We start from the raw sequence: 25,936 nt of genomic DNA, 5'->3' as shown, positions 1-25,936 counted from the left end.
GGTGTGCGGGTGCGGGTGTGGGTTGCGGTCGTTGTGGCTGGGCCGGGGGTCGGGGCACCCCGGCGACCTGGGAGGGGTTGGGGGCGGGTGCGGCAACCGGCCCGAGCCGAAAACGAACGCACCCCGCACCACGCCCCCCCGCCGGACGGCGTACCGCCTACGCCACCCGCACCGCCTCCTCGATCGTGGGGAACGCGAACCGGAACCCCGACTCCAGCAGCCGCGTCGGCACCACCCGTTGGCTCCCCAGAACCTCCGCCGACAGCTCGCCCAGCACCACCCGCAGCGCCACCGCCGGGACCGGGAACGGCGTCGGGCGGTGCAGGACGCGGCCCATCGCCGCCGTGATCTCGCGGTTCGTGGCCGGTTCCGGCGCGGTGAGGTTCACCGGGCCCTCCAGAGTTTCCGTGTCGATCAGATGCCGCAGCGCGGCCACCTCGTCATGGAGCGCGATGAAGCTCCAGTACTGGCGCCCCGAGCCGAGCCGTCCGCCCAGGCCCGCGCGGAACAGCGGGAAGAGCCGGCCCCAGGACCCGCCCCCGCGCGCGACCACGAGGCCCGTGCGCGCGAACACCGTTCGTACGCCCGCCTCTTCCGCCGCCACGGCCGCTTCCTCCCACGCCACGCAGAGCGAGGGGAGGAATCCGTCGCCGGGAGGCGCGCTCTCGTCCACCCTCCGGTCTCCGGTCTCGCCGTAGAAGCCGATGGCGGACCCGCACACCAGCACCCGTGGCGGCTGGTCGAGGGTGGCGACGGCCTCCGCGATCGTGGCGGTGCCGAGGACCCGGCTGTCGCGGAGTTCCTTCTTGTACGCCTCGGTCCAGCGGCGGTCGCCGATGCCCGCTCCGGCGAGATGGACCACCGCCTCGCAGCCGTTGAGGCGGTGGCCGTCGATCCGTTGCCGCAGCGGGTCCCACTCGACCTCGTCGGCCGTCCGGACGGGGCGCCGCACCAGGCGGACCACCTCGTGGCCGTCGGCGCGAAGGGAGCGTGCGAGTGCCGTACCGATGAGCCCGGTGGAACCGGTGATCGCGATCCTCATGGACCCATCCTGCCCGGGGAACGCCCCATGGCACAGTTGCGCCATGTCCGACGCACAGATACGTCCCGCACTCCCTTCCGACGACGGAATCCTGGGCGAGCTCGACCGGGCGACCTGGTCGTCGCTGCACGCCGTGTCACCGCGGCCGCGGCCGCCGTACGGTCCGTTCTTCGACGCGCGGCACCGGCCCGAGGACTTCCTGGTCGCCGAGGTCGACGACGAGCGGATCGCCGGCTACATCCGGGTGGCGCGGCCGACGCCGCTCGCCGGCAACGCGCATGTGCGGCAGATCCAGGGGCTCGCGGTCCACGAGTGGGCGCGCGGGCGCGGTGTGGGCCGCGCGCTGCTGCGTGCGGCGGCGCTGCACGCGCGCAACCAGGGCGCGCGGCGGCTGACGCTGCGGGTGCTCGGGCACAACGCGCCGGCCCGCGCGCTGTACGAGGCGGAGGGTTATGTCGTCGAGGGGGTTCTGCCCGGGGAGTTCTGCCTCGACGGCGTGTACGTGGACGATGTGCTGATGGGGATCTCGCTGACGGACTGAGCGCGGCCGGAGTCAGGCCCACTTGGAGGGCCTACTCGCCGCCGAAGCGCTCCGAGAGCCGGGGGAAGCGCTCCGCGAGCGCCGCCTCGTCCTCGAAGTCCAGGGGTGTGCCCTCCGGCTCGGTCGGCTGCGCGGCGATGCCCAGGGCGGGTGCCACCACCCCGGTCAGCTGCTCGTACGCCTCGTCCGCCGCGTACCCCAACTCCTCGCCGTCCCCGTCGATGTCCGGGTCGAAGTCGTCCAGCAACTCGGCCAGCGCGTCCGGATCGTGCAGCGCGCCCTCGAAGATCTCGCGGCCCTGGCCGATGAGCCAGCAGCGGAAGTAGTCGAAGGCGTCGTCGCTGACGCCGCCGAGCAGTACGGCGGCGGCGCCCCACAGGTCCCAGCGGTACGCGCGGTTGTAACGCGACTCGAAGTGGCGCGAGAAGTCCAGTACGGAGTCGGGGTCGAGCTGTAGCAGCCGCTCGACCAGCTGATCGGCCTGGTCCTCGGGGTCGCCCTCGGCGGCCTCGCGGGTGCTGTCGACGATCTCCCAGAACTCCGTCTCGTCCATCACGGGTCCAGCATCGTGCTTACGGGAGGGCGGCGCACGCGGAGCCACGGATTGTGAGCCGTTTCGTTGCCGGGTGTTCGGGTACGTCACCCCGGACAGCCGCCCGGTCACCCGTACAGCGTCCGCATCCGCCGTGCCGCCTCGGCGAAGCGGTCGCGCAGGGCGGCCGGGTGCAGGACCTCGACGTCCGGGCCGAGCGTGAGCAGCTGGGAGTACGCCACGTCCTCCGACTCCACCGGCAGCGCGAGCGTGAGCAGGCCCCGGTCGTCCGGCGGTTCCGCCGAGGCGAGCGCCTCGCGGGCGGCCACGCGGTCGACGGCGTACGGCAGCCGGTGGGCGCCGTCCGCCGAGAGCCGGATCACGACCTCCGTCCGCAGCAGCGAGCGCGCGAACTCCGAGGCGCGCTCCTCCCAGAACCCGGGCAGATCAAAGGACTCATCCCTGGAAAATCGTTCCTGCAAGGTCTCCGCCGAGGCGAACCGGTCCACCCGGTAGACCCGGAAGGCCCCCTGGGAGCAGGCGCAGACGTACCAGACACCGGCCTTGAGCACGAGACCGTACGGGGCGAGCTCCCGCTCCACCTCGGTGTCCTGGCGCCGGTAGCGCGCCGCGACCAGCCGGTCGCCCCAGACCGCCTCGGCGAGGACCGGCAGCAGCTCGGGCGTCTCCGGCTCCTGGTACCAGCCCGGCGCGTCCAGATGGAAGCGCCGCGCCACCGAGTCCGGGGCGTCCCGCAGCGACGGCAGCAGCGCCGCGGACACCTTCAGCCGGGCCGCCGACGAGACATCGTCGAGGCCCATCTCCCGCAGCGCGCCCGGCACTCCGGAGAGGAACAGCGCCTCGGCCTCGCCGCGCGCCAGCCCGGTCAGCCGGGTGCGGTAGCCGCCGACCAGCCGGTAGCCGCCGCTCCTGCCCCGGTCCGCGTAGACCGGGACCCCGGCCTCGGAGAGCGCCTGGGCGTCCCGGGTGATGGTCCGCTCGGACACTTCGAGCTCCCGGGCCAGTTCGCCCGCGGTCATGGACGGTCTGGACTGGAGCAGGAGAACCATCTTGATCAGCCGAGCAGCACGCATGGATCCATGATGCAGGGAGCCCCCGCCACAACGTGACAGGGGCTCCCGGGGCGTGACCGGGCCTCAGGCCGGGAACTCGACCGCCGGGGCTCAACCGCCAGGGGCTCGGCGGCCGGAGGCTCGGCGGTCCGGGCTCAGAGGCCGTAGCGCTCGCGGGCCTCCACGACCCGCTCCGGCTTGACCTCACCCCGGCGGGCGAGCTGCGCCAGCGCCGCGACCACGATCGACCGGGCGTCCACACCGAAATGACGGCGGGCCGCCTCGCGGGTGTCGGAGAGCCCGAAGCCGTCCGTACCGAGCGAGGTGTAGTCCTGCTCGACCCACTGGCTGATCTGGTCGGGGACCTGACGCATCCAGTCGCTGACCGCGAGGACCGGACCCGGCGCGCCGGACAGCGCGCGCGTCACATACGGCACCCGCTCCTCGCCGCGCAGCAGCGCCTCGTCGGCGTCCATCGCGTCCCGGCGCAGCTCGCCCCAGGACGTGGCGGACCAGACATCGGCCGTGACGCCCCAGTCCGCGGCGAGCAGTTCCTGTGCCTCCAGGGCCCAGTGGATCGCCGTACCGGACGCCAGCAGCTGGGTGCGGGGGGCGTCGGCCGAGGCCGGGGTGCCCTCCTTGAAGCGGTACAGGCCCTTGACGATGCCCTCCTCGACGCCTTCCGGCATCGCGGGCTGCGGCATCGGCTCGTTGTAGACCGTCAGGTAGTAGAAGACGTCCTCGGCCTCGGGGCCGTACATCCGCCGCAGGCCCTCCTTGACGATCACGGCGATCTCGTACGCGAACGCCGGGTCGTAGTTGAGCGCGGCCGGGTTGGTGGACGCGATCAGGTGCGAGTGGCCGTCGGCGTGCTGGAGACCCTCGCCGGTCAGGGTCGTACGGCCCGCGGTGGCGCCGACGATGAAGCCCTTGCCCAACTGGTCGGCGAGCTGCCACATCTGGTCGCCCGTGCGCTGCCAGCCGAACATCGAGTAGAAGATGTAGAACGGGATCATCGTCTCGCCGTGCGTCGCGTACGACGTCGCCGCGGCGATGAAGTCCGCCATCGAACCGGCCTCGGTGATCCCCTCGTTGAGGATCTGGCCGTCCTTGGCTTCCTTGTAGTACATGATCTGGTCGCGGTCCACCGGGTCGTACGTCTGCCCCAGCGGCGAGTAGATGCCGGCCGAGGGGAACAGCGCCTCCATACCGAAGGTGCGGGCCTCGTCCGGGACGATCGGGACCCAGCGCCTGCCGGTCTCCTTGTCCCGCATCAGGTCCTTCATCAGCCGGACGAACGCCATGGTGGTCGCCACCGACTGCTTGCCCGAGCCCTTGTAGACCGCCTGGAACGGCTTGTCCGACGGCTCGGGGAGGGCTACGGCGTGCACCCGGCGGGCCGGGGCGGGGCCGCCGAGCTCCGCGCGGCGCTCCTGGAGGTAGCGCACCTCGGGGGAGTCGGCGCCGGGGTGGCCGTACGGTACGAGGCTGTCGTCCAGCTTCGCGTCCGGGATCGGCAGGTCGAGGAGGTCCCGCATGGCGCGGAACTGGTCGCCCGAGAGCTTCTTCATCTGGTGGTTGGCGTTGCGCGACTCGAAGCCGGCGCCGAGCGTGTAGCCCTTCACCGTCTGCGCCAGGATCACGGTCGGGGCGCCCTTGTGCGCCAGGGCCGCGCGATAGGCCGCGTACACCTTGCGGGCCTCGTGGCCGCCGCGCGAGGTGTAGAAACACTCGGCGATCTTCGCGTCGGGCAGCAGCTTCGCGAGCGCGATGAGGGCCGGGTCCACGCCGAAGAAGTGGTCGCGGATGTACGCCACATCGCGGGTCGCGTACGTCTGGAACTGCGCGTCGGGCACCTGGCGCAGCCGGCGTACCAGCGCGCCCGTGGTGTCCAGGGCGAACAGCTCGTCCCAGGCCGAGCCCCACAGCGACTTGATGACATTCCAGCCGGCGCCGCGGAACTGGGCCTCCAGCTCCTGCACGATCTTGAAGTTGGCGCGGACGGGACCGTCGAGCCGCTGGAGGTTGCAGTTGATGACGAAGGTCAGATTGTCCAGCTGCTCACGGGACGCGAGCGCCAGGGCCGCCGTCGACTCGGGCTCGTCCATCTCGCCGTCGCCGAGGAACGCCCAGACGTGCGAGGCGGAGGTGTCCTTGATACCGCGGTTGGTCAGATAGCGGTTGAAGCGTGCCTGGTAGATCGCGGAGAGCGGACCGAGACCCATCGAGACGGTGGGGAACTCCCAGAGCCAGGGCAGCCGGCGCGGATGCGGGTACGAGGGCAGGCCCTTGCCGCCCGCCTCCTGGCGGAAGTGGTCGAGGTCCGACTCGGTCAGCCGGCCGTCGAGGAAGGCGCGGGCGTATATGCCGGGGGAGGCGTGGCCCTGGATGTAGAGCTGGTCGCCGGAGCCGGGGGACTCCTGGGATTCCTTGCCGCGGAAGAAGTGGTTGAAGCCGGTCTCGTACAGCCAGGCCGCCGACGCGAAGGTGGCGATATGGCCGCCGACGCCGAGGCGGGCGCCACGGGTGACCATGGCCGCCGCGTTCCAGCGGTTCCAGGCGGTGATCCGGGACTCCATCGCCTCGTCGCCGTCGAAGGCGGGCTCGGAGGCGGTGGGGATGGTGTTCACATAGTCGGTCTCCAGCAGCGCGGGCACGGGGACCCCGGCCGTTCCCGCGTGCTGGAGGGTGCGCCGCATCAGATACGCGGCGCGGTGCGGGCCGGCGTGCTCGGTCACGGCATCGAGCGAGGCCGCCCACTCGGCGGTCTCCTCGGCATCACGGTCCGGGAGCTGGTCAAGCTCGCTCGGAAGTTTGCCTACGGGGTCGGGCATGGTCGCCGCCTTCCGGACAGGAGGGGGGTGGAGAAGAGCCTTGTCTGGCAGGACAGGGCGGAGGACTGGGTGCAGTCCGTCTAAGACTGTAAATCGCTGATCGATGATCGATCAAAGGGTTGAAGGGCAAAACTTCTCGATCTGGAGGAATTGGCATTCCGTGCCGCAGAAAGGGGCACCGAGTGACGGAGAGTGAGTCAGGACAGAAGCGGCGAATCAGGCGTGCGGCGCACATCCGAGCACATGGTCCTTCACCAGTGCGCCAATGCCGGGATCCCTTCTGCGGAACGCCTCGACCAGCTCCTCGTGCTCCTCGGCGTACGACTTCTGCACCGTTCCCAGCCAGCGGATCGACAGCGCGGTGAAGACCTCGATGCCCAGCCCCTCCCAGGTGTGCAGCAACACACTGTTACCGGCGGCCTTCACCAGCTCCCGGTGGAAGGCCACGGTGTGCCGCACCTGGCCGGTCCCGTCGGCTCTTCGGTCCGCCTCGTACAGCGCCAGTACGTGCGGCTCCAGCGCCGAGCAGTCCACCGCGAGGCGCTCGGCGGCCAGCTCCGCGGCGATCTGCTCAAGCCCCGCCCGTACGGGATAGCTCTCCTCCAGATCGGCCGCGGTCAGATTCCGCACCCGTACGCCCTTGTTGGGCGCGGACTCGATCAGCCGCAGACTCTCCAGCTCGCGCAGCGCCTCGCGTACGGGCGTCTGACTGACCTGGAGTTCGGTCGCGATGCGCCGCTCCACGATCCGCTCACCCGGCTTCCAGCGGCCGCTGACGATCCCCTCCACGATGTGCTCGCGGATCTGTTCGCGCAGCGAGTGGATGACGGGCGGGGTCATGAAGCGCTCCTGGGGGACAGCGGTCTATGGATGAACGATACGGAGGCGTGCACCATACGGCGGCGCCCCCGCCCGGAGAAAGATCCGGGCGGGGGCGCCGTTGCCGTACGTATTTTTGGTGCTCGGTTTATGGGTGCTCGGTTCGCCTCCGCCTACAGGCCGAGTTCGACCTCGAACTCGCCGGCTTCCAGAATCGCCTTGACGGCCGTCAGGTAGCGGGCGGCGTCGGCGCCGTCCACCAGCCGGTGGTCGTAGGAGAGCGCGACGTACGTCATGTCGCGCACCGCGATCGTCTCGCCGAGGTCCGGGTGGTTGATGACCACGGGACGTCGGACGGTGGCGCCGATGCCCAGGATGGCGGCCTGGTTCGGCGGCACGATGATCGTGTCGAACAGCGCACCGCGCGAACCGGTGTTGCTGATGGTGAAGGTCGCGCCGGCCAGGTCGTCCGGGGTGATCCTGCTTGCCCGGACCGCCGCCGCCAGCTCCGCGGTCTTCTTGGAGATACCGGCGATGTTCAGATCGCCCGCACCCTTGATGACCGGGGTCATCAGACCCTTCTCGGAGTCCACGGCGATGCCGATGTTCTCCGAGTCGAAGTACGTGATCGTGCCCTCGTCCTCGTTGATCCGGGCGTTGATGACCGGGTGGGCCTTCAGCGCCTGGGCCGCCGCCTTGACGAAGAACGGCATCGGGGAGAGCTTGACGCCCTCACGGGCGGCGAAGGACTCCTTGGCCTGGGCGCGCAGCCGCATCAGCTTGGTGATGTCCACCTCGACCACGGAGGTCAGCTGGGCCTGCGTGTGCAGCGCCTTCATCATGTTGTCGCCGATGACCTTGCGCATGCGGGTCATCTTGACGGTCTGACCGCGCAGCGGCGACGCCTCCAGCGTGGGCGCCTTCGACGCGGCGGCGGGAGCGGCGGCCGGGGCCGGGGCCTGTGCGGCGGCCTTGGCGGCCTCCGCGGCGGCGATGACGTCCTGCTTGCGGATACGGCCACCGACGCCGGTGCCCTTGACCGTGCCCAGGTCGACACCGTTCTCGGCGGCGAGCTTGCGCACCAGCGGGGTGACATACGCGCCGTCGTCACCGGTGGTCGCGGCGGGCGCCGGGGTGACCGGGGCCGGGGCCACGGGTGCCGGAGCGGCCGGGGCCGGAGCGGCCGGAGCCGGAGCCGGAGGGGCGGCCTGGACCGGCACGGGCGCCGGAGCCGGGGCTGGAGCGGCGACGGGTGCCGGGGCGGGGACCGGGGCCGCCTGGACCGGCGCGGGGGCCGGAGCGGCCGGAGCCGGAGCCGCGGCCGGGGCGGCCCCCGGCGCACCGATGACGGCGAGCTTGGCGCCGACCTCGGCGGTCTCGTCCTCGGCGACCACGATCTCCAGCAGCACACCGGCGACCGGGGCGGGGATCTCGGTGTCGACCTTGTCGGTGGAGACCTCGAGCAGCGGCTCGTCCTCCGCGACCTCCTCGCCGACCTCCTTCAGCCAGCGGGTGACGGTGCCCTCGGTGACCGACTCGCCCAGCGCGGGCAGCGTGACGTCGGTGCCGGAGGCGCCACCGGCCGGGGCGGGGGCGGGCGCGGGCTGGGCAGCCGGAGCGGGGGCCGCGGGCGCCTCGGCCACCGGGGCCGGAGCGGGCTCGGTGACGGGCGCCGGAGCGGCCTCCGCCGGCTGGGCCGCCGCGAGGCCGCCCGTACCGTCGTCGATGATGGCCAGCTCGGCGCCGACCTCCACGGTCTCGTCCTCGGCCACCTTGATGGAGGCCAGCACACCGCCGGCCGGGGCCGGGATCTCGGTGTCGACCTTGTCGGTGGAGACCTCGAGCAGCGGCTCGTCGGCCTCGACGCGCTCGCCCTCGGCCTTCAGCCAGCGGGTGACAGTGCCCTCGGTGACGCTCTCGCCGAGCGCCGGCAGGGTTACGGAAACCGCCATGGTTTCAGTTGCTCCTAACGATGGGGTCTCCCCAGCTCGCGCGGAGCGCTGAGCGAGGGGAAGTGCGGTAGTGGTCGTCGCGCTCGGACTGAAGCATCAGTCGTGGGAGTGGAGGGGCTTGCCGGCCAGGGCCAGGTGGGCCTCGCCGAGAGCCTCGTTCTGGGTCGGGTGCGCGTGGATGAGCTGCGCGACCTCGGCCGGCAGGGCCTCCCAGTTGTAGATCAGCTGAGCTTCGCCGACCTGCTCGCCCATACGGTCACCGACCATGTGGACGCCGACCACAGCGCCGTCCTTGACCTGGACGAGCTTGATCTCGCCCGCGGTCTTGAGGATCTTGCTCTTTCCGTTGCCCGCGAGGTTGTACTTGAGGGCGACGACCTTGTCCGCGCCGTAGATCTCCTTGGCCTTGGCCTCGGTGATACCGACGGAGGCGACCTCGGGGTGGCAGTACGTCACCCGCGGCACGCCGTCGTAGTCGATCGGAACGGTCTTCAGACCGGCCAGCCGCTCGGCGACCAGGATGCCCTCGGCGAAGCCCACATGCGCGAGCTGGAGGGTCGGGACGAGGTCACCGACCGCCGAGATGGTCGCCACGTTCGTGCGCATGTACTCGTCGACGACGACATAGCCGCGGTCGGTCGCGACGCCCTGCTCCTCGTACCCGAGACCCTCGGAGACCGGACCGCGGCCGATCGCGACGAGCAGTATCTCCGCCTCGAAGGTCTTGCCGTCGGCCAGCGTCACCCGGACACCGTCCGGGGTGTACTCGGCCTTCTCGAAGAACGTACCGAGGTTGAACTTGATGCCGCGCTTGCGGAAGGCGCGCTCCAGCAGCTTGGAGCTGTTCTCGTCCTCGACCGGGACGAGGTGCTTGAGGCCCTCGACGACCGTGACGTCCGTGCCGAAGGACTTCCACGCGGAGGCGAACTCGACGCCGATGACACCGCCGCCCAGGATGATCGCGGACTGCGGGACCCGGTTCAGCGTCAACGCGTGGTCCGAGGAGATGATGCGGTCGCCGTCGATCACCAGACCCGGCAGCGACTTCGGTACGGAACCGGTCGCGAGGAGGACGTGACGGCCCTGGACACGCTGCCCGTTCACATCGACGGAGGTGGGGGAGGAGAGCCGGCCCGCGCCCTCGATGTAGGTCACCTTGCGGGAGGCGACCAGACCCTGGAGGCCCTTGTACAGGCCCGAGACGACCTCGTCCTTGTACTTGTGCACACCCTCGATGTCGACACCGTCGAAGGTGGTCCTGATGCCGAACTGCTCGCTCTCGCGTGCCTGGTCGGCGATCTCGCCGGCGTGCAGCAGGGCCTTCGTGGGGATGCAGCCGTTGTGCAGGCAGGTGCCGCCCAGCTTGTTCTTCTCGATCAGTGCGACGTCCAGGCCCAGCTGCGCTCCGCGCAGCGCCGCGGCGTAACCGCCGCTACCGCCGCCGAGGATCACTAGGTCGAAAACGGTGCTGGCGTCGTTCGCCACGTCACGTCCTCCATGCATGTGCGCCGGGCGCGGTCCGGTGACCGGGCGGCGGCTGGTCTTCGGCCGCTATGTCTTCGGCCCTGTGGTGGGGGCCCTGTCCTGCCGAGAACCCATCTTCGCACTTGTCGAAGCAAGACGGGACGCGGGGCCCCGGAGGTGAGACGGGCGACATAGTTCTACCGCCCGCACCCACATCCGGAGCCCCGGTCCGCCGGCCGCCGCGTGGTCCGCGGTCAGCCCAGGTCGCCCGCGGCGGTGCGCTCGGCCAGCTTCACGAGCGTCCGGATCGAGGCGCCCGTACCGCCCTTCGGCGTGTAGCCGTACGGCGCCCCCTCGTGGAACGCCGGGCCCGCGATGTCCAGATGGGCCCAGGTGATGCCCTCGCCGACGAACTCCTTCAGGAAGAGCCCGGCGACCAGGCCGCCACCCATCCGCTCGCCGATGTTCGCCATGTCGGCGGTGGGGGAGTCCATGCCCTTGCGCAGGTCCGCGGGGAGCGGCATCGGCCAGGACGCCTCGCCGGCCTCCTCCGCGATCCCGTGGATCGAGGTACGGAACGCCTCGTCGTTCGCCATGATCCCGAACGTCCGGCTGCCCAGCGCCACCACCATCGCGCCGGTCAGGGTCGCCACGTCGACGATCGCGTCCGGATTCTCCTCGGAGGCCCGGGTCAGCGCGTCGGCCAGCACGAGCCGGCCCTCGGCGTCGGTGTTGAGGACCTCGACGCTCTTGCCGCTGTACATGCGCAGCACGTCACCCGGGCGGGTGGCGGTGCCGGACGGCATGTTCTCCGCGAGGGCGAGCCAGCCGGTGACGTTGACGGCGAGACCGAGCCGGGCGGCCGTGACGACGGTGGCGAACACCGCGGCGGCGCCGCTCATGTCGCACTTCATGGTCTCGTTGTGACCGGCCGGCTTCAGCGAGATGCCGCCCGAGTCGTAGGTGATGCCCTTGCCGACGAGGGCGAGGGTCTTCACCGCGTCGGGGTGCGTGTAGGCGAGCTTCACCAGCCGCGGCGGGTTGGCCGAGCCCTGGCCGACCCCGAGGATGCCGCCGTAGCCGCCCTTGGCGAGCGCCTTCTCGTCGAGGACCTGCACCTTGATGCCGTTCTCCTTGCCGGCGGCGGTGGCCACGGCGGCGAAGGACTCGGGCGTGAGGTCGTTCGGCGGGGTGTTCACCAGATCGCGGGCGCGGTTGACCTCCTCGGTCAGCGCGATCGCGCGCTCGGCCGCGGCCTTGTGCGCCTTGTCGCGCGGCCTGGCGCCCAGCAGCGCGACCTCGCCGAGCGGCTGCTTCGGGCCGTTGTCACCCTTCTTGGCCTTCTTCTCGCCGCCCAGGTACGCGGTGAAGGCGTACGCGCCGAGCAGCGCGCCCTCGGCGACGGCCTCGACGGCCTCGGACGCCTCGATGGGCAGCGCGAACGCGGCCTTCTTCACGCCGGACAGAGCGCGCGCGGCGACCCCGGCGGCGCGGCGCAGCGGCTCGGTGCCGTACGTCGCGTCCTTCACCGGGACCGGGCCGAGCCCGACCGCGAGGACGACGGGTGCCTTCAGACCCGACAGCACGGGCAGCTTGGTCACCTCACCCTCGGCACCCGAGGCGCCGAGGGTCTCCAGGACGGAGGCGAGCTTTCCGTCGAACGCCTTGTCCACGGCCTCGGCGCCCGGCGCCACGACCGGCCCCTTGGCGCCCTTCGCGACGCCGACGACAATCGCGTCGGCGCGCAGCGTCGCCGCCCCGGCAGTACTGAGAGTGAGAGCAGTCACGGTGGTGAAATCTCGCTTCCGTTAGGTTCGTTGGCGGTCGAGGGGTGGGCCGACCGTGCCCGCCGCATCGTATAAGCGGGCGACAGGCCCTGCGCGCGGCGGGAATGAGCCTACGCTCAGTGATATTCGTCGCTCACGGGGGCGGCGGTTCCTTCGGCTGTGGGCGGCTTTCCCACCTTTGCGGCCCGCCGGAGCGCGCCCCGGGCAGCGGGTGTCAGGAGCCCAGCGTCAGCGCGACCAGCGCCACGGTCGCGGCCGTCTCCGCGAGGGCGCCGAAGACATCGCCGGTGACCCCGCCGAAGCGCCGTACGCAGTGCCGCAGCAGCAGGTGCGCCGCGAGCAGTCCGGCCACGGCCGCCAGCGCGTGCCGCACGGCGCCGGCGGGACCGAACAGCGCGCCCGCCGCCGCGCACGCCGCCGTGACGAGCAGCGCGGCGACCGCGGCGGACCGTACCGGCACCGCCTCCGCGACCGCCGCGCCCAGACCGTCGGGCCGGGCCGGCGGCACCCCGGTACGGCAGGCCAGGGTGAGCGCGAGCCGCGATGTCACCCCGGCGACGACCACCGCCACCGCGCCGCGCGCCGCGCTCTCCGCGTACAGACCGGCCACCGCCGCGACCTGCCCCAGCAGCACCAGCACCAGCGTGACCACCCCGAACGGGCCGATGTCCGACCGCTTCATGATCCGCAGCGCGTCCTCGGCGGGCCTGCCGCTGCCGAGACCGTCCGCGGTGTCGGCGAGACCGTCGAGATGGAGCGCGCGGGTGAGGACGGCGGGTACGGCCACCGCCGCCACCGCCGCGAGCAGCGGTGGCGCGCCCGCGAGGAGCGGCAGCGCGCCGGTGCCCGCGGCGCCGGCGCCCACGACCAGCCCGGCGGCCGGCGCGCTCAGCATTCCGGTACGGGCGGCGCCGCGATCCCAGCGCGTCAGCCGGACCGGGAGCACGGTGAGGGTGCCGAAGGCGAACCGTATGCCGTCGGCCACCGGGGCGCGTGCGGCGTCCACGCGTTCGCCGTCGACGCGTTCGCCGTCCATGGGGGTCATCGCGCGAGAGTAGCCCCCCTGGGCCCGGTCCGGCCGATCGTCACGGGCCCGCGACGCCGCGGTGATCCGCGAAGATCGACCGGACAGGACCTGGTCAGCGACGCGTCTGCAGCCTTCTGCGGTGCAGCCACCCCGGCAGCCCCGGCGCTTCCAGGAAGCCCTCGGCGCGGCCCGCCGCGAGCCCGATGCGCAGCAGATCGGCGCTCTTCTCGAAGAGCATGAAGCGCGGTTCCCAGATCGGCCGGTACTTGGCGTTGGCGCGGTACAGCGACTCGATCTGCCACCAGCGCGAGAAGAAACTGAGCAGCGAGCGCCACAGCCGGAGCACGGGGCCCGCGCCCAGCCTCGCGCCCCGCTCGAAGACCGACCGGAACATCGCGAAGTTCAGCGAGACCTGCGTGATCCCGATCTCCCCCGCGCGCCGCAGGAGTTCGATGACCATGAACTCCATCAGTCCGTTCTCGCTGTCCCGGTCACGGCGCATGAGATCGAGCGAGAGCCCCTTGGGCCCCCAGGGCACAAAGCTCAGCACCGCCCTCAGATCGCCGTTCCTGTCATGGCATTCGAGCATCACGCACCGGCCGTCGCCCGGGTCGCCCAGCCGTCCGAGCGCCATCGAGAAGCCGCGCTCGGTCGCGCCGTCGCGCCAGTCGTCGGCGCGGCGCAGCAGCACGGCCATCTCGTCGGCGGGGATGTCCTCGTGGCGTCTGATCGTGACGTGGTAGCCGGCCCGCGCGACCCGGTTGTACGCCTGGCGCACGGTCCGCATCGCCCGCCCCTCCAGGGTGAAGTCGGCGGTCTCGACCAGCGCCTCGTCGCCCAGTTCCAGCGCGTCCATGCCGTGCCGGGCGTAGATCGTGCCGGCTTCCTCGCTCGCGCCCATCACGGCGGGCAGCCAGCCGTGTTCCCGCGCCTCGGACAGCCACGGTTCGATCGCGCCGGGCCATGCCTCCGGATCACCGATCGGGTCGCCGGAGGCCAGCGACACCCCGCCCACCACGCGATACGTGATGGCGGCCTTGCCGGTCGGCGACCACTTCACGCTCTTGTCGCGGCGCAGCGCGAAGTAGCCGAGCGAGTCGCGCTCCCCGTGCTTCTCCAGGAGCAGCCGCAGCCTCGCCTCGTCGTCCCCGGTGATCGGGTCGACGGCACGGCGCGAGCGGAAGGCCGCGTACAGCACGGCGAGCAGCAGCAGCGTGGACAGGACGTTGATGGTGACATTGACCCAGCCCGGTGTGGTGATCCCCGGGAAACGGGACCCGTCGGCCGTCAGCGAGACCAGCCGTGCCGTGCCGTACCGCCAGCGCTCGGTGAACGACGAGGGCCCCCCGGCGGTGTTGGTGACGGTGACGAGCAGCGCGGCCAGCAGCGAGGTGGCCAGCAGCCCGCCGATCGCCACGGCCGCCGCCAGCCGCGGGTTGGAGCGGTCGCCCTTCGCGTAGAACTCCCGCCGCCCCAGCAGCAGTGCGCAGACGAAGGCGCCGGTCAGCCCCAGCGAGATCCAGTTCTGCGGATACCGCCTGATCTCCGGAAAGACCATCACGAACGCGAACAGCATCAGGAAGGACCCGGCGAGAACGAGATTGAGAATCCAGGCGGCACGCTTGCGTCGGCGCATGGTGATCGCGAGGAAGAGCGTGCAGACACCGGACGCGAAGCCCGCGGTGAGCAGATACGGGGTGAAGAAGTTGTCGACGTTGTGCCGCCGCAGATCCTGTCCGAACGAGACCCACACGGCGCTCAGGAAGTTGACGAAGGTGACGGCGCGCAAATACCAGACCGCGAACGCCGCGCCGCGCCGCGCACGTTCGCTGGTCCGGCTCGCCCCGGTCGCCCGGCCCAATGGATAGACGGCCATGCGGACTTCTCCCATAAAACACGATCATATGGGGCATCGTGCTTCATGCAGACTGATACGGCCGCCCGTGGTAGCGACCGCACCGATGCCTCACTCGGTGACGTACTCCGCGGAGCCCTCCGCCGGCTCCGTCCCGGTCCGCTCCGGCAGCTCGGCCGCGAGAGCGGCGGCGGCCCGGACGAGCGGCAGCGCGAGCAGCGCCCCGGATCCCTCACCTACGGTGACGCCCTGGTCCAGCAGCGGGTTGAGCGCCATCCTGTCCAGCGCCTTCGCCTGCGCGGGCTCCCCGCTCAACTGCCCCGCGAGCCACCAGTCGGGAGCGCGGAACGCCGCCCGCTGGCCGACCAGCGCGCAGGCCGCCGAGACCACACCGTCCAGGATCACCGGCATCCGCCGTACCGCGCTCTGCAACAGGAACCCGGTCATCGCGGCCAGATCCGCGCCACCCACCGTCGCCAGCAGCTCCAGCTGATCCCCCAGCACCGGCCGCGCCCGGCGCAGCGCGTCCCGCACCGCCGCGCACTTGCGCATCCAGGCCAGATCATCGATCCCCGCGCCACCGCGCCCGGTCACCACGGACGCGTCCGTACCGCACAGCGCGGCGATCAAGGTGGCCGCGGACGTCGTGCCGCCGACGCTCAGATCGCCCAGTACGACGAGATCCGTGCCCGAGTCCGCCTCCTCGTCCGCGATCGCCATCCCGAGCCGTACGGCCCGCTCGGCCTCCTCGACGGTCAGCGCGTCCTCGATGTCGATCCGCCCGGAGCCACGCCGCACCCGGTGCCGTACGACCTCGTCGGGCAGCAGCGCCGGATCGCAGTCGAGCCCGGCGTCCACGATCCGCACCGGCACCTCCGCCAGCCGGGCCAGCACGGCGACGGGGCTCTCGCCCTCCAGCACCGCGCGCACCAGCGACTGCGCGCTGCCTGCGGGCCGTCCCGAGACATCGAGCGCGGCGACGCCGTGATCACCCGCGAACAGCACGACGCGGGGCTGCCGGACGGCCTTGACCGGTACGGACCCCTGCGCGGCGGAGAGCCACTCGCCGAGCTCATCCAGGCGCCCCAGCGCCCCGCTCGGCACGGCCAGCCGCTCACGCCGTTCCTCGGCGTCGCGCCGCGTACCGCTGTCGGGGCGCTCGATCAGATCGGAGAAGTCATCGAGATTAAGCGAGCTCATTTCGCTGAGAGTACCGTCCGCCGGGAGCGAGGTCCGGGGCGCGTTCGTCTTTGGCTGTGGCCGGTTTTCATGAGCGGGTCCGCGCGGGTGGCGGGTGCGGGCAATCTCCCGCACCGGGCCCGCTCGGCCCTGCCGAGGCGGCGAGCAGCCGGGCCCACCGGGCGGCACCTACCCCCGGCACCAGGCACAACGACCGCGACCCGGCGACCGCCTCCCCCTCCCGCCCCGCACGGGCTACCGCAGCGTCACCGCCTGGCCCGCCACCACCAGCAGCACATGCTCACACTCCTCGGCCACCCCCGCGTTCAGCCTCCCCAGCTCGTCCCGGAACCGCCTCCCCGACACCGTCCCCGGCACCACCCCCGCCCCCACCTCGTTCGTCACCGCCACCACCGTGCGCCGCGTCCCCCGCACCGCCGCCACCAGCGCCTCCGTCCGCTCCCGCAGCGCCTTCTCGCCGCCCGCCGCCCATGCCGCGTCGTCCCACGCGTTCACCCGGTCCATCGCGTCCGTCAGCCACAGCGACAGGCAGTCGATCAGCAGCGGCGGCCCCTCCGCCGTGAGCAGCGGTACGAGGTCGCAGGTCTCCTCCGTGCGCCAGGATCCCGGCCGGCGCTCACGGTGTGCGCGGACCCGGGCGTCCCATTCCGGATCGCCCTCGCGGCCGCCGCCGGTCGCCACGTACAGCACGCCGGGAAAGGCCGCGAGCCGCCGTTCCGCTTCCCGGGACTTGCCCGAGCGTGCCCCGCCCGTCACCAGCGTGCGCCGTGGCACCTCGGGCATGGGGTGGTACGCGTCGATCGTCAGCGTCGTCCCATCGGGCACGGCCCGCGCGCCCGCCGCCGCCAGCCGCCGGTCCAGCTCCGCGCCCGGCGGCACATCGTGGTCGAGGTGGACGGCGAGGAGATCGGTGTCGGGCCCGATCGCCCCGGCCGCCCGCAGCCGCGCCACCGCGTCGGGCCGCCCCACCACATCGACGGCGGCCATGTCGTAGGGCGCCGCGGCCCGGCTGTTCTCGGGTGACAGACCCGCGGGCGCCCCGCCGGGCGGCAGATACAGCAACCGCTCGCCGTCGGGCGCCGTCACCTCGTACCCCGTACCCGGCGCGTCCATCGGCACCGCCCGTACCCGGTGCCCGCTGAGCAGCGTCAGCACCCGGCCGTCCGCCACCCGGCCCGCCGTGGGCAGTCCGGCGGGCAGTTCCACCGCGGGACCGTTGTGCGGATGGCTGAGCAGGACCTGCCGTACGCCCGTGAGGGAGTGCCCGGCGCGGGCCGCGGCGAGCGCGGCCCCCGGGGTGAGATCGAGCAGCAGGACGCCGTCCACCAGCAGGGCCGTCGCGGCGCGGGCGCGCTCGCCGCGCGCGGTCGCGCAGGCGGCGCAGGGGCAGTGGGGGCGGGGGAGTCCCGCGGGGGCTCCGGTGCCGAGCAGAGTCAGTTCCACGGGGTGATCCTCCCGTGTCACCGCTCACGGTGCGCGCCCGGCTACGCTGCGGGCAGGAAATTGATCAGTTCCGCGGGACCCGGGAGGCGCACATGGCGTGGATGTGGCGGTTCGAGAAGGCCGACGGGACGGAGGTCCCGCCGGCGGTGGAGCCGGAGGAGTTCACGACGCAGGGGGACGCCGAGTCGTGGGTCGGCGAGGCGTGGAAGGAGCTCCTCGACGGGGGCGCGGACCAGGTCACGCTGTTCGAGGACGGCGCCAAGATCTACGGTCCGATGAGTCTGCGGGCCGACGAGAGCTGACCGTACGCGCAGGGGCGTCCGCGGACCGGTCCGCGGACGCCCGTACGCGAGGGCGTGCGCGGCACTACATCTCGCCGAGCGTGACCTCCACGTTCTTCGTCGCGCCGGTGCGTGTGAAGGTCACCTTGATCTTCTGTCCCGGCTTGTCAGAGGCGAGTTCCTCGGACAGTGAGATGATCGTCGTGACCGGGGTGCCGTCGATTTTGGTGATGATGTCCCCGGGCTTGATTCCCGCCTCGGCCGCGGCGCCGCCCCTCGTGGCCGCGACGACCGCGACGCCGATCGGCTGGAAGTCGGGGCCGAGTACGGTACGGCCGGTGATGCCCAGGGCCGCCCGGCCCGAGTCGATGACCCGGCCGTTCTTGATGATCTGGTCGGCGATCGTCTTCACCGTCGACGCCGGGATCGCGAAGCCGATCCCGGGCGCCGCGCCGTTGCCCAGTTGCTGATCGATCGCGGCCAGCGTCGGGATGCCGATCACCTCGCTGTTCAGATTGACCAGCGCGCCCCCGCTGTTGCCCGGGTTGATCGCGGCCGACGTCTGCACCATGTTGGCGATGGTGGCGCCCGTACCGCCGCCCGACGAGCCCTCGCTGACGGTCCGTCCGACCGCCGAGACGATCCCCTGGGTGACGCTGCCCGACAGCCCCAGCGGTGACCCCATGGCCAGCACGATCTGACCGACCGCGATCGCTGAGGTCTCGCCGAACTTGGCGGCCTTCAGCCCGGCGGGGACCTTGTCGAGCTTGATCACGGCCAGATCCTGCTGGGGGAAGCTGAAGACGAGCTTGGCCCCGAGGGGCTGCTCGTTGTTGGCCACGGTGACCGAGAAGGTCCGCTGTTTGCCGACGACATGGGCGTTGGTGACGATGTGGCCCTGTCCGTCGTAGGCGACGCCCGACCCGAGACTGTCCCCGGACTGGATCTGGACGACCGAGGGCAGCACATTCCTGATCGCCGTCTCGTAGGCGGTCTGTAGATCGCTGCCGGCGCGCCGCACGGCCGCCGCCTGGGTCGTGATGTCGGGGTTCGACATGCGGGAGCCCGGGGTGGCGGCGCCGGCACAGCCGCCGGCCAGCGCCGCCACACAGATCGCGGCGGTCAGAGGCAGCAGCGGCCGGCGGGCGCGACGGCGGTGAAGGGAAACATCCATGCCCGGAGTATCCCGTTTGTCCTATCGGTGTGGCCTGCGGTGCACCGCCGATCAGGGGGCGCCCGGCCACCGCCTGGCGGAGACGCGCGGAGACAGCCGGAGACGGGGCGGAGAGCAGGTTGAGACACCGCCGGCGCACGGTGACAGGGGCTCAGCGCGCCGCCGCCAGGAACTGGGTGGCGGCCAGCTCCCCGTACAGCGGATCGTTCGCCACCAGCTCGTCGTGCGTGCCCACCGCCCGCACCTTGCCCGCGTCCATCACCACGATGCGGTCCGCGAGCGTCACCGTCGACAGCCGGTGCGCCACCACCAGCACCGTCACCTCCCGGGCCGCCTCCGCCACCGCGTCCCGCAGCGCCAGCTCGTTGACCGCGTCCAGCTGGGACGTCGCCTCGTCCAGGAGCAGCAGCCGGGGCCCGCGCAGCAGCGCCCGCGCGATCGCCACGCGCTGGCGCTCGCCGCCCGACAGCTTGGAGCCGCGGTGGCCGACCAGCGTCTCCAGGCCGTCCGGCAGCCGCTCCACGAGCCCGTCCAGCCTGGCCCGTACGAGCACTTCCCGGATCCGCTCGTCGGTGGCGTCGGGGGCGGCGAAGACCAGATTCTCGCGCAGCGTCCCGGCCAGCACGGGCGCGTCCTGCTCGACATAGCCGATCGTGGCGCGCAGCTCGGGGAGCGGCCAGTCGCGTACGTCCCTGCCGTCGACCAGGACCCGGCCGCCGGTGGCCTCGTAGAACCGTTCGATCAGCCCGAAGACGGTTGTCTTGCCGGCGCCCGAGGGGCCGACGAAGGCCGTCATCCCGGGGCCGGGGATCTCGAAGGAGACGCCGTGATGGACATACGGAAGCTCCTCGCGGTACCGGAAGGTGACGTCCTCGAAGGTCACGGTGGCCGGGCTCCCACCGGTGCGCCCGGCCGTCCCCGTCGGCACGGCGGAGGGCTCCAGGACCTCCGTCTCCAGCCGCTCCGCCTCCGCGATCCTGGCGACGGCCGCCGATCCCACCTGGTACTGCGTCACCGCCTGCACCAGCTTCGACACCGGATCCATCAGATAGAACAGGAACAGGAGAAACGCGATCAGCGTCGAGATGGAGATGGCCCCCGAGGCCACCCGCGCCCCGCCGATGCCCAGCACCGCCAGGAACGACACCTGTACGGCCAGTCCGACCGAGGACCCGGCCAGCGACTGCCACTTCGCGGCCCGCACACCGTGCCGCCACGCCTCCCGCGCCGCCGCCTCCACCACGGCGGCCTCGCGCTCCTCCGCGCCCGACGCCTTGACCGTACGGAACGCGCCGAAGGCCCGCTCCAGCACGGTGGATATATGGCCGACCGCCTCCTGCGACCGTCGCGTCGCCCGCGAGATCCTGGGCATGACCAGCGCCACGGCGGAGCCGATCACCACGATCACCCCCAGCGTCACCCCGAGCAGTACCGCGTCCATCACGCCCATCAGCGCGACGGTCGCCAGGAACGCGAGCCCGCCGGTGCCCGCCGAGACGATCGACTGGGTCGTCACCGCGCGCAGCAGGGTGGTGTCGGAGGTGACCCGGGACATCAGATCGCCCGGCTGGGTCCGCTCCACCTCGGGCAGCCGCAGCCGCAGCAGCCGCCCGATCAGGGTGCGGCGGGCGGCGAGGACGACGGACTCGGCGGTCCGCTCCAGGAGATACGAGGCGAGCGCCTCGATCGCCGTACCGAACACCACCAGCCCCGTGAGCACCAGCAGGATGCCGGTGATCGAACCGTCCTCGCCGAGCCGTTCGACCAGGGCCTTGGCGGCGAGCGGCTGGGCCAGTCCGCTCGCCGCGCCGATCAGCGCCAGGAAGGCGCCGAGGGCGACGATCCGGCGATGCGGCCGGAAGTGCCGGTACAGGGCCCGCCAGGTCTCCCCGGCGGAGAGCCGGGCCGTCTCGGGTGCGCCGGCTGTGCCGCCGCTCTCTCTGCTGCTCACGCTGCTGCTCACGACCGTGAGGACGCGTGCGGGCGCCCTTCACCTGACTGACTCCCCGCTCCGGTCATGTCCCGGGGCTCAGCCGCGCACGCCGCACAGATGCAGCAGCGCGGCGACCCTGCGGTACGGCTCGGTGCGCCCCGCCCGGTCCTCCAGGGCCAGCAGCCGTTCCAGTTCGTCCCCGGCCGGTGGTTCCGCGCCCCCAGCCGCACCGTCCGTGAAGACGCGTACGCCGTACCACGCGTGCAGCGGCGCGGCGATCCCCGCCAGCGTGGCGGTGAGCGCCTCCAGCCGGTCCGCGCGTACGAGCAGCCCCAGCCGGTTGACATAGCTGTCCGCGTCGAAGGAGTCCAGTGCCCCCGCCCAGTCCCCGGCGAGGCCGGGCCGCAGGGCCAGGGTGTCCCCGTTGCGTACGAGCAGCGACAGCAGGCCGCCCGGCGCCAGCATCCTGGCCAGCCCGGCGAGCAGCGCGTCCCGCTCGTCGCTGTACATCAGCACGCCATGGCAGAGGACCACGTCGAAGCTGCCGGGCAGGAAGTGCACCCCGGTCTCCAGGCCGTCGGCCTCTATCAGCCTGACCCGCTCACGTATGCCCGCGGGCTCGTCGGCCAGCGTCGCACGCGCCGTGGTGAGCAGCTCGGCGTCCGACTCCAGCCCGGTGACCGTGTGTCCGGCGCGCGCCAGGCGCAGCGCCTGGGTGCCCTGTCCCATGCCGACGTCCAGGACGCGCAGCCGCTGTCCCACCGGGAAGCGGCCGGCGATCTGCTCGTCGAGCTGGCGCGCGACGAGTTCCCGCCGGATGACATGGCGCAGCCCGCCGTGGCCGGTCGGCCGCTCGGCCTGGCCTTCCGCGCAGCCGGAGACGTCCGCGCTCAGGGCCGCTCTCCGCGCTTGACCTGCGGCTTCGGCAGCCGCAGTCGGCGCATCTGGAGCGTACGCATCAGGCCGTAGGCCACCGCACCGCGCTTCGGGGTGTCCGGGAAGCGCTCGGCGAGCTGCTTCTTCAGCCGGAACCAGAGCCCGATCGAGTCGATGACGATCAGCACGATCACACCGAGCCACAGCAGCAGCGCGATGTTCTGGAGGGCGCCGACCCTGATCATGCTCAGTACGAGGATCACCACCGCGAGCGGCAGGAAGAACTCGGCCATGCAGAAGCGTGAGTCGACGAAGTCGCGGACGAAGCGGCGTACCGGCCCCTTGTCACGGGCGGGCAGATAGCGCTCGTCACCACTCGCCAGCGCCTCGCGCTGCTTCGCCATATCCGCGCGGCGTGCCTCGCGCTGGCGCTTCATGGCCGTCTTGCGGTCGGTCGGCGTCGTGGAGGCGCGACGTCGCTGCGTCTGCGCGTCACTGCGCTTGGGAGTCGGGCGGCCCTTGGGGGCCTGCGGGTCGCGGGGCTGCGTGGAGAGGCCCGGTGTCACCTGGGTGGCGGGGGCCTTCTCTTCCTTGGAACGGCTTCGGAACACAAAACCCAAGGGTACGGGGTGTCGTGGTTGGACCCCACCCCCGCGGGGAACGATCCCGCAACAGCGAGCGTCTGTATGTGGACAGAGGGGGACTTTGTTCCCCTGTCCCTGACGGCCGTCTACTCCCTGCGCCTGACCGGGGCGCGGAGCAGTCGTCCTTGGGGAGGAGCGCATCCGCGCTCGAACAGTGCGGTAATAGAGGCAGGGCCCGTACTGTGGGTTCTGTTGGAGTGCTGGAGCTGTAGTCCGTCAGAAGGGGGCGCGCGAAGCCCATGAGCGGTGTCATGAAGCGTATGGGGATGATCTTCCGCGCGAAAGCCAACAAGGCCCTTGACCGGGCCGAGGATCCGCGCGAGACCCTTGACTACTCGTACCAGAAGCAGCTTGAGCTGCTGCAGAAGGTACGCCGCGGGGTCGCCGATGTGGCGACGTCGCGCAAGCGGCTGGAGTTGCAGCTGAATCAGCTGCAGGGCCAGTCGTCGAAGCTGGAGGACCAGGGCCGCAAGGCGCTGGCGCTCGGCCGGGAGGACCTGGCGCGCGAGGCGCTCTCCCGCCGTGCCTCGCTCCAGCAGCAGGTCACCGACCTGGAGACGCAGCACCAGACGCTGCAGGGCGAGGAGGAGAAGCTCACGCTCGCCGCGCAGCGCCTCCAGGCCAAGGTCGATGCCTTCCGTACGAAGAAGGAGACCATCAAGGCCACCTACACCGCGGCACAGGCGCAGACCCGGATCGGGGAGGCCTTCTCGGGCATCTCCGAGGAGATGGGCGACGTCGGTATGGCGATCCAGCGCGCGGAGGACAAGACCGCGCAGCTGCAGGCGCGCGCCGGCGCGATCGACGAGCTGCTGGCCTCCGGCGCCCTGGACGACCAGTCCGGGATGGCGAAGGACGACATCGCCGCCGAGCTGGACCGTATCTCCGGCGGTACGGACGTCGAGCTGGAGCTCCAGCGTATGAAGGCGGAGCTCGCGGGCGGCTCGGCTCCGAAGCAGGCGATCGAGGGCGGCACCCAGGACGCCCCGCCGACTTCGAACAAATTCGACAAGCAGTAGGGATTCGTCATGATCGTACGGATCATGGGGGAGGGCCAGGTGAAGCTGGCGGACAGCCACTTCACCGAACTCGACACGCTGGACGACGAGCTGCTGGCCGAGATCAGGAACGGCGACAGGGACGGCTTCCGCCGTACGTTCCACGCCCTCCTGGACAAGGTGCGCGAGCTCGGCGAGCCGCTGCCCGACGACTCCCTGGAGCCGTCCGAACTGATCCTGCCCGCTCCTGGCGCGACCCTGGAAGAGGTCCGCGAGATGCTGAACGACGAGGGTCTGATCCCGTCGGCCTGACCGGCTTCTCCCGCACTCCAGCACTCCCGCGTGCCCCGCGTCCCCGGCTCTGTCCGGCGGCTCGGGGCACGCGTATGTCTCGGGGCACGCGTATGTACGGTCGCGCGGGCACGCGTATGTACGGCCCGCGTCCGGGGTACGGCGCCCATGCGCGTGGGCGCCGCCATCCGTAACCCGTACCGTTGCTCCGTGACCCCTTCCGGATGCCCGACGTGACCTCCCTCGGAACAGCGCTCGTCCGCGCGCGGAACCGGGTGCGCGCGCATCCGCTCGCGTCCGACGGAGTGCTGGCCGCGGCCGTCCTCGCCGGCATGGTGCTCGGCTCGTTCGCCGAGAAGCACACCGGTCCCGGCGGCCCCACCTTCGGCACCCGCACCCCGGACCCGCTCGGCGTCGTACTCATGGTGCTCGCCGCGGGAGCGCTCGCCTTCCGCCGCCGCGCACCCATGCCCGTACTGCTGTGCACCGGCGGGCTGACCCTCCTCGATCTGTTCACGGGGCATCCCCCCGTGACCGTGGTGTTCAGCGCCGTCATCGCGCTCTACACCGTCGGCGCCCACACCGACCGGCCCACCACCTGGCGGGTCGGTCTCGCGACCATGGCCGTCCTCACCGCCGTCGCGATGTTGCTGAGTCCCGACCCCTGGTACTCCCAGCAGAATCTGTCGATATTCGCCTGGACCGGCATGGCGAGCGCCGCGGGAGACGCCGTACGCAGCCGCCGCGGCTTCATCGACGCCATGCGCGAACGCGCGGAACGCGCCGAACGCACCCGTGAGGAGGAGGCGCGCCGCCGCGTCGCCGAGGAACGGCTGCGCATCGCCCGCGATCTGCACGATGTGGTCGCCCACCACATCGCCCTGGTCAATGTGCAGGCCGGCGTCGCCTCGCACGTCATGGACAAGCGCCCCGACCAGGCCAAGGAAGCCCTCGCCCATGTACGGGAGGCCAGCCGCTCCGCGCTCAACGAACTGCGCGCCACCGTCGGGCTGCTGCGCCAGTCCGGCGACCCGGCGGCCCCCACCGAACCGGCCCCCGGTCTCGCCCACATCGACGGGCTCCTCGACACCTTCCGTAACGCGGGCCTGCCCGTGGAGTTCGTGGCGAACGGGGCGGGCGCCCCGGAGAGCCTCCTTCCCGCCGCCGTCGACCTCGCCGCGTACCGGATCATCCAGGAGTCCCTGACCAACGTAAGGAAGCACGCCGGGCAGGCGGCGAAGGCCGAGGTCAGCGTCGTACGCGTGGGCGCCACCATAGAGATCACCGTGCTGGACGACGGCCGGGGCACGGGCGAGCCCGCGGACGGCGGCGGCCATGGCCTCATCGGCATGCGCGAGCGCGTCACCGCTCTCGGCGGCAGCCTCACCGCGGGGCCCCGCTACGGCGGCGGCTTCCGCACCCAGGCGATACTGCCGGTCAAGAACCGCACGGGGGAGAACGTATGACGATCCGGGTCCTGCTCGCCGACGACCAGACGCTGCTGCGCAGCGCGTTCCGGGTACTGGTGGACTCCGAGCCGGACATGGAGGTCGTCGCGGAGGCCGCCGACGGCGCGCAGGCCGTGGCCCTCGCCCGCTCCGCCCGGCCCGATGTCGTCCTGATGGACATCAGGATGCCCGGCACGGACGGTCTCGCCGCCACCCGCATGATCAGCGCGGAGCCGGACCTCGCCGGGGTGCATGTCGTGATGCTGACCACTTTCGAGGTCGACGAGTACGTGGTGCAGTCGCTGCGCGCCGGGGCCTCCGGTTTCCTCGGCAAGGGCGCGGAGCCGGAGGAACTGCTCAACGCCATCCGGATCGCGGCGGCGGGCGAGGCGCTGCTGTCGCCCGTCGCGACGAAGGGCCTCATCGCCACCTTCCTCGCACAGGGCGCGAGTTCGGGCGAGCACGCGGACCCGGGGGTCAGCCCGGAGCGGCTGGACGCGCTCACGGGGCGCGAGCGCGAGGTGCTGGTGCTGGTCGCGGGCGGCCACTCCAATGACGAGATCGCGGAGCGCCTCCAGGTCAGTCCGCTGACGGTCAAGACCCATGTAAACCGCGCTATGGCAAAACTCGGGGCTCGTGACAGGGCCCAATTGGTAGTAATCGCCTACGAATCGGGCCTGGTCCGTCCAAGGGTGGAGTAGCACACCGCTCGCGCGTACTCC

22 protein-coding genes are annotated in these 25,936 nt (G+C 71.8%); 6 read left to right on the top strand and 16 right to left on the bottom strand.

The window, feature by feature from the left end; genetic code table 11:
• Positions 1–157 precede the first annotated feature (157 nt).
• Positions 158–1,042, bottom strand: coding sequence for a TIGR01777 family oxidoreductase (locus ACIRQP_RS01910; protein WP_403881833.1), 885 nt, complete (start codon positions 1,040–1,042; stop codon positions 158–160).
• Between the two features lie 43 nt (positions 1,043–1,085).
• On the opposite strand from ACIRQP_RS01910, the gene ACIRQP_RS01905 reads away from it, so the two are divergent.
• Entirely contained in the window at positions 1,086–1,583 is a 498-nt protein-coding gene (locus tag ACIRQP_RS01905) for a GNAT family N-acetyltransferase (protein WP_403881830.1), read from the top strand.
• 31 nt (positions 1,584–1,614) lie between these two features.
• On the opposite strand, the gene ACIRQP_RS01900 is transcribed toward ACIRQP_RS01905, so the two are convergent.
• From ACIRQP_RS01900 to ACIRQP_RS01850, 11 genes are all read right to left on the bottom strand, one after another.
• Entirely contained in the window at positions 1,615–2,136 is a 522-nt protein-coding gene (locus tag ACIRQP_RS01900; RefSeq protein ID WP_403882133.1) for a DUF4240 domain-containing protein, read from the bottom strand.
• A 107-nt stretch (positions 2,137–2,243) separates the two neighbouring features.
• A complete protein-coding gene (locus ACIRQP_RS01895; protein ID WP_403881827.1) occupies positions 2,244–3,209 on the bottom strand; it encodes a helix-turn-helix transcriptional regulator in 966 nt (321 codons plus the stop codon).
• A gap of 134 nt (positions 3,210–3,343) precedes the next feature.
• Positions 3,344–6,022 (bottom strand): pyruvate dehydrogenase (acetyl-transferring), homodimeric type, encoded by a 2,679-nt coding sequence (gene aceE / locus ACIRQP_RS01890; RefSeq protein ID WP_403881825.1) that lies wholly within the window; start codon positions 6,020–6,022, stop codon positions 3,344–3,346.
• Between the two features lie 216 nt (positions 6,023–6,238).
• Positions 6,239–6,862, bottom strand: coding sequence for a GntR family transcriptional regulator (locus ACIRQP_RS01885; RefSeq protein ID WP_403881822.1), 624 nt, complete (start codon positions 6,860–6,862; stop codon positions 6,239–6,241).
• 152 nt (positions 6,863–7,014) lie between these two features.
• A complete protein-coding gene (sucB, locus tag ACIRQP_RS01880; RefSeq protein WP_403881819.1) occupies positions 7,015–8,793 on the bottom strand; it encodes a 2-oxoglutarate dehydrogenase, E2 component, dihydrolipoamide succinyltransferase in 1,779 nt (592 codons plus the stop codon).
• Positions 8,794–8,889: 96 nt separating this feature from the next.
• Positions 8,890–10,278: a dihydrolipoyl dehydrogenase gene (gene lpdA / locus ACIRQP_RS01875; protein ID WP_403881816.1), complete on the bottom strand. Its 1,389-nt coding sequence runs from the start codon at positions 10,276–10,278 to the stop codon at positions 8,890–8,892.
• A 233-nt stretch (positions 10,279–10,511) separates the two neighbouring features.
• Entirely contained in the window at positions 10,512–12,044 is a 1,533-nt protein-coding gene (locus ACIRQP_RS01870; protein WP_403881813.1) for a leucyl aminopeptidase, read from the bottom strand.
• 214 nt (positions 12,045–12,258) lie between these two features.
• Complete coding sequence (locus ACIRQP_RS01865) at positions 12,259–13,080, bottom strand: adenosylcobinamide-GDP ribazoletransferase (protein ID WP_403882130.1); 822 nt, start codon at positions 13,078–13,080, stop codon at positions 12,259–12,261.
• A 103-nt stretch (positions 13,081–13,183) separates the two neighbouring features.
• Positions 13,184–14,962 (bottom strand): phosphatidylglycerol lysyltransferase domain-containing protein, encoded by a 1,779-nt coding sequence (locus ACIRQP_RS01860; protein ID WP_403881810.1) that lies wholly within the window; start codon positions 14,960–14,962, stop codon positions 13,184–13,186.
• Positions 14,963–15,037: 75 nt separating this feature from the next.
• Positions 15,038–16,126, bottom strand: coding sequence for a nicotinate-nucleotide--dimethylbenzimidazole phosphoribosyltransferase (gene cobT / locus ACIRQP_RS01855; RefSeq protein WP_403881807.1), 1,089 nt, complete (start codon positions 16,124–16,126; stop codon positions 15,038–15,040).
• A 234-nt stretch (positions 16,127–16,360) separates the two neighbouring features.
• Positions 16,361–17,569, bottom strand: coding sequence for a bifunctional adenosylcobinamide kinase/adenosylcobinamide-phosphate guanylyltransferase (locus ACIRQP_RS01850; RefSeq protein WP_403881805.1), 1,209 nt, complete (start codon positions 17,567–17,569; stop codon positions 16,361–16,363).
• 92 nt (positions 17,570–17,661) lie between these two features.
• Between ACIRQP_RS01850 and ACIRQP_RS01845 the strand changes: the two genes are divergently transcribed.
• Entirely contained in the window at positions 17,662–17,871 is a 210-nt protein-coding gene (locus ACIRQP_RS01845) for a hypothetical protein (RefSeq protein WP_403881803.1), read from the top strand.
• A 64-nt stretch (positions 17,872–17,935) separates the two neighbouring features.
• Here ACIRQP_RS01845 and ACIRQP_RS01840 read toward each other — a convergent pair whose 3' ends face one another.
• The 4 genes from ACIRQP_RS01840 to ACIRQP_RS01825 all read right to left on the bottom strand — a co-directional run bounded on the left by ACIRQP_RS01840 (position 17,936) and on the right by ACIRQP_RS01825 (position 22,444).
• Positions 17,936–19,024 carry a S1C family serine protease gene (locus ACIRQP_RS01840; protein ID WP_403881801.1) on the bottom strand — a complete coding sequence of 363 codons (1,089 nt, stop codon included), beginning with the start codon at positions 19,022–19,024 and terminating at the stop codon, positions 17,936–17,938.
• 151 nt (positions 19,025–19,175) lie between these two features.
• Complete coding sequence (locus ACIRQP_RS01835; protein ID WP_403882127.1) at positions 19,176–20,975, bottom strand: ABC transporter ATP-binding protein; 1,800 nt, start codon at positions 20,973–20,975, stop codon at positions 19,176–19,178.
• Between the two features lie 78 nt (positions 20,976–21,053).
• Positions 21,054–21,776: a class I SAM-dependent methyltransferase gene (locus tag ACIRQP_RS01830; protein ID WP_403882124.1), complete on the bottom strand. Its 723-nt coding sequence runs from the start codon at positions 21,774–21,776 to the stop codon at positions 21,054–21,056.
• Between the two features lie 71 nt (positions 21,777–21,847).
• Positions 21,848–22,444 carry a DUF3043 domain-containing protein gene (locus ACIRQP_RS01825; RefSeq protein WP_403881799.1) on the bottom strand — a complete coding sequence of 199 codons (597 nt, stop codon included), beginning with the start codon at positions 22,442–22,444 and terminating at the stop codon, positions 21,848–21,850.
• 284 nt (positions 22,445–22,728) lie between these two features.
• Between ACIRQP_RS01825 and ACIRQP_RS01820 the strand changes: the two genes are divergently transcribed.
• The 4 genes from ACIRQP_RS01820 (at position 22,729) to ACIRQP_RS01805 (ending at position 25,915) form a co-directional block, all read left to right on the top strand.
• Complete coding sequence (locus ACIRQP_RS01820; protein WP_129769806.1) at positions 22,729–23,496, top strand: PspA/IM30 family protein; 768 nt, start codon at positions 22,729–22,731, stop codon at positions 23,494–23,496.
• Positions 23,497–23,505: 9 nt separating this feature from the next.
• Entirely contained in the window at positions 23,506–23,787 is a 282-nt protein-coding gene (locus ACIRQP_RS01815; RefSeq protein WP_403881797.1) for a hypothetical protein, read from the top strand.
• A gap of 203 nt (positions 23,788–23,990) precedes the next feature.
• Entirely contained in the window at positions 23,991–25,232 is a 1,242-nt protein-coding gene (locus ACIRQP_RS01810; protein ID WP_403881795.1) for a sensor histidine kinase, read from the top strand.
• On the top strand, positions 25,229–25,915 hold the full coding sequence (locus ACIRQP_RS01805) for a response regulator (RefSeq protein WP_403881792.1): 687 nt from the start codon (positions 25,229–25,231) through the stop codon (positions 25,913–25,915). The genes ACIRQP_RS01810 and ACIRQP_RS01805 overlap by 4 nt, the downstream gene beginning before the upstream one ends.
• Positions 25,916–25,936 lie beyond the last annotated feature (21 nt).

The organism is Streptomyces sp. NPDC102274, from assembly GCF_044766385.1.
In the GTDB taxonomy this organism is placed as follows: Bacteria; Actinomycetota; Actinomycetes; order Streptomycetales; family Streptomycetaceae; genus Streptomyces.
This window is presented reverse-complemented; position numbering and strand designations above follow the sequence as displayed.

Excerpts from the sequence above, each read along its gene's own strand:
- ACIRQP_RS01910 (WP_403881833.1), bottom strand. The coding sequence starts at position 1,042 with ATGAGGATCGCGATCACCGGTTCCACCGGGCTCATCGGTACGGCACTC.
- ACIRQP_RS01905 (WP_403881830.1), top strand. The coding sequence starts at position 1,086 with ATGTCCGACGCACAGATACGTCCCGCACTCCCTTCCGACGACGGAATC.
- ACIRQP_RS01900 (WP_403882133.1), bottom strand. The coding sequence starts at position 2,136 with ATGGACGAGACGGAGTTCTGGGAGATCGTCGACAGCACCCGCGAGGCC.
- ACIRQP_RS01895 (WP_403881827.1), bottom strand. The coding sequence starts at position 3,209 with ATGCGTGCTGCTCGGCTGATCAAGATGGTTCTCCTGCTCCAGTCCAGA.
- aceE (WP_403881825.1), bottom strand. The coding sequence starts at position 6,022 with ATGCCCGACCCCGTAGGCAAACTTCCGAGCGAGCTTGACCAGCTCCCG.
- ACIRQP_RS01885 (WP_403881822.1), bottom strand. The coding sequence starts at position 6,862 with ATGACCCCGCCCGTCATCCACTCGCTGCGCGAACAGATCCGCGAGCAC.
- sucB (WP_403881819.1), bottom strand. The coding sequence starts at position 8,793 with ATGGCGGTTTCCGTAACCCTGCCGGCGCTCGGCGAGAGCGTCACCGAG.
- ACIRQP_RS01865 (WP_403882130.1), bottom strand. The coding sequence starts at position 13,080 with ATGGACGGCGAACGCGTCGACGGCGAACGCGTGGACGCCGCACGCGCC.
- ACIRQP_RS01860 (WP_403881810.1), bottom strand. The coding sequence starts at position 14,962 with ATGGGAGAAGTCCGCATGGCCGTCTATCCATTGGGCCGGGCGACCGGG.
- cobT (WP_403881807.1), bottom strand. The coding sequence starts at position 16,126 with ATGAGCTCGCTTAATCTCGATGACTTCTCCGATCTGATCGAGCGCCCC.
- ACIRQP_RS01845 (WP_403881803.1), top strand. The coding sequence starts at position 17,662 with ATGGCGTGGATGTGGCGGTTCGAGAAGGCCGACGGGACGGAGGTCCCG.
- ACIRQP_RS01840 (WP_403881801.1), bottom strand. The coding sequence starts at position 19,024 with ATGGATGTTTCCCTTCACCGCCGTCGCGCCCGCCGGCCGCTGCTGCCT.
- ACIRQP_RS01820 (WP_129769806.1), top strand. The coding sequence starts at position 22,729 with ATGAAGCGTATGGGGATGATCTTCCGCGCGAAAGCCAACAAGGCCCTT.
- ACIRQP_RS01815 (WP_403881797.1), top strand. The coding sequence starts at position 23,506 with ATGATCGTACGGATCATGGGGGAGGGCCAGGTGAAGCTGGCGGACAGC.
- ACIRQP_RS01810 (WP_403881795.1), top strand. The coding sequence starts at position 23,991 with ATGCCCGACGTGACCTCCCTCGGAACAGCGCTCGTCCGCGCGCGGAAC.
- ACIRQP_RS01805 (WP_403881792.1), top strand. The coding sequence starts at position 25,229 with ATGACGATCCGGGTCCTGCTCGCCGACGACCAGACGCTGCTGCGCAGC.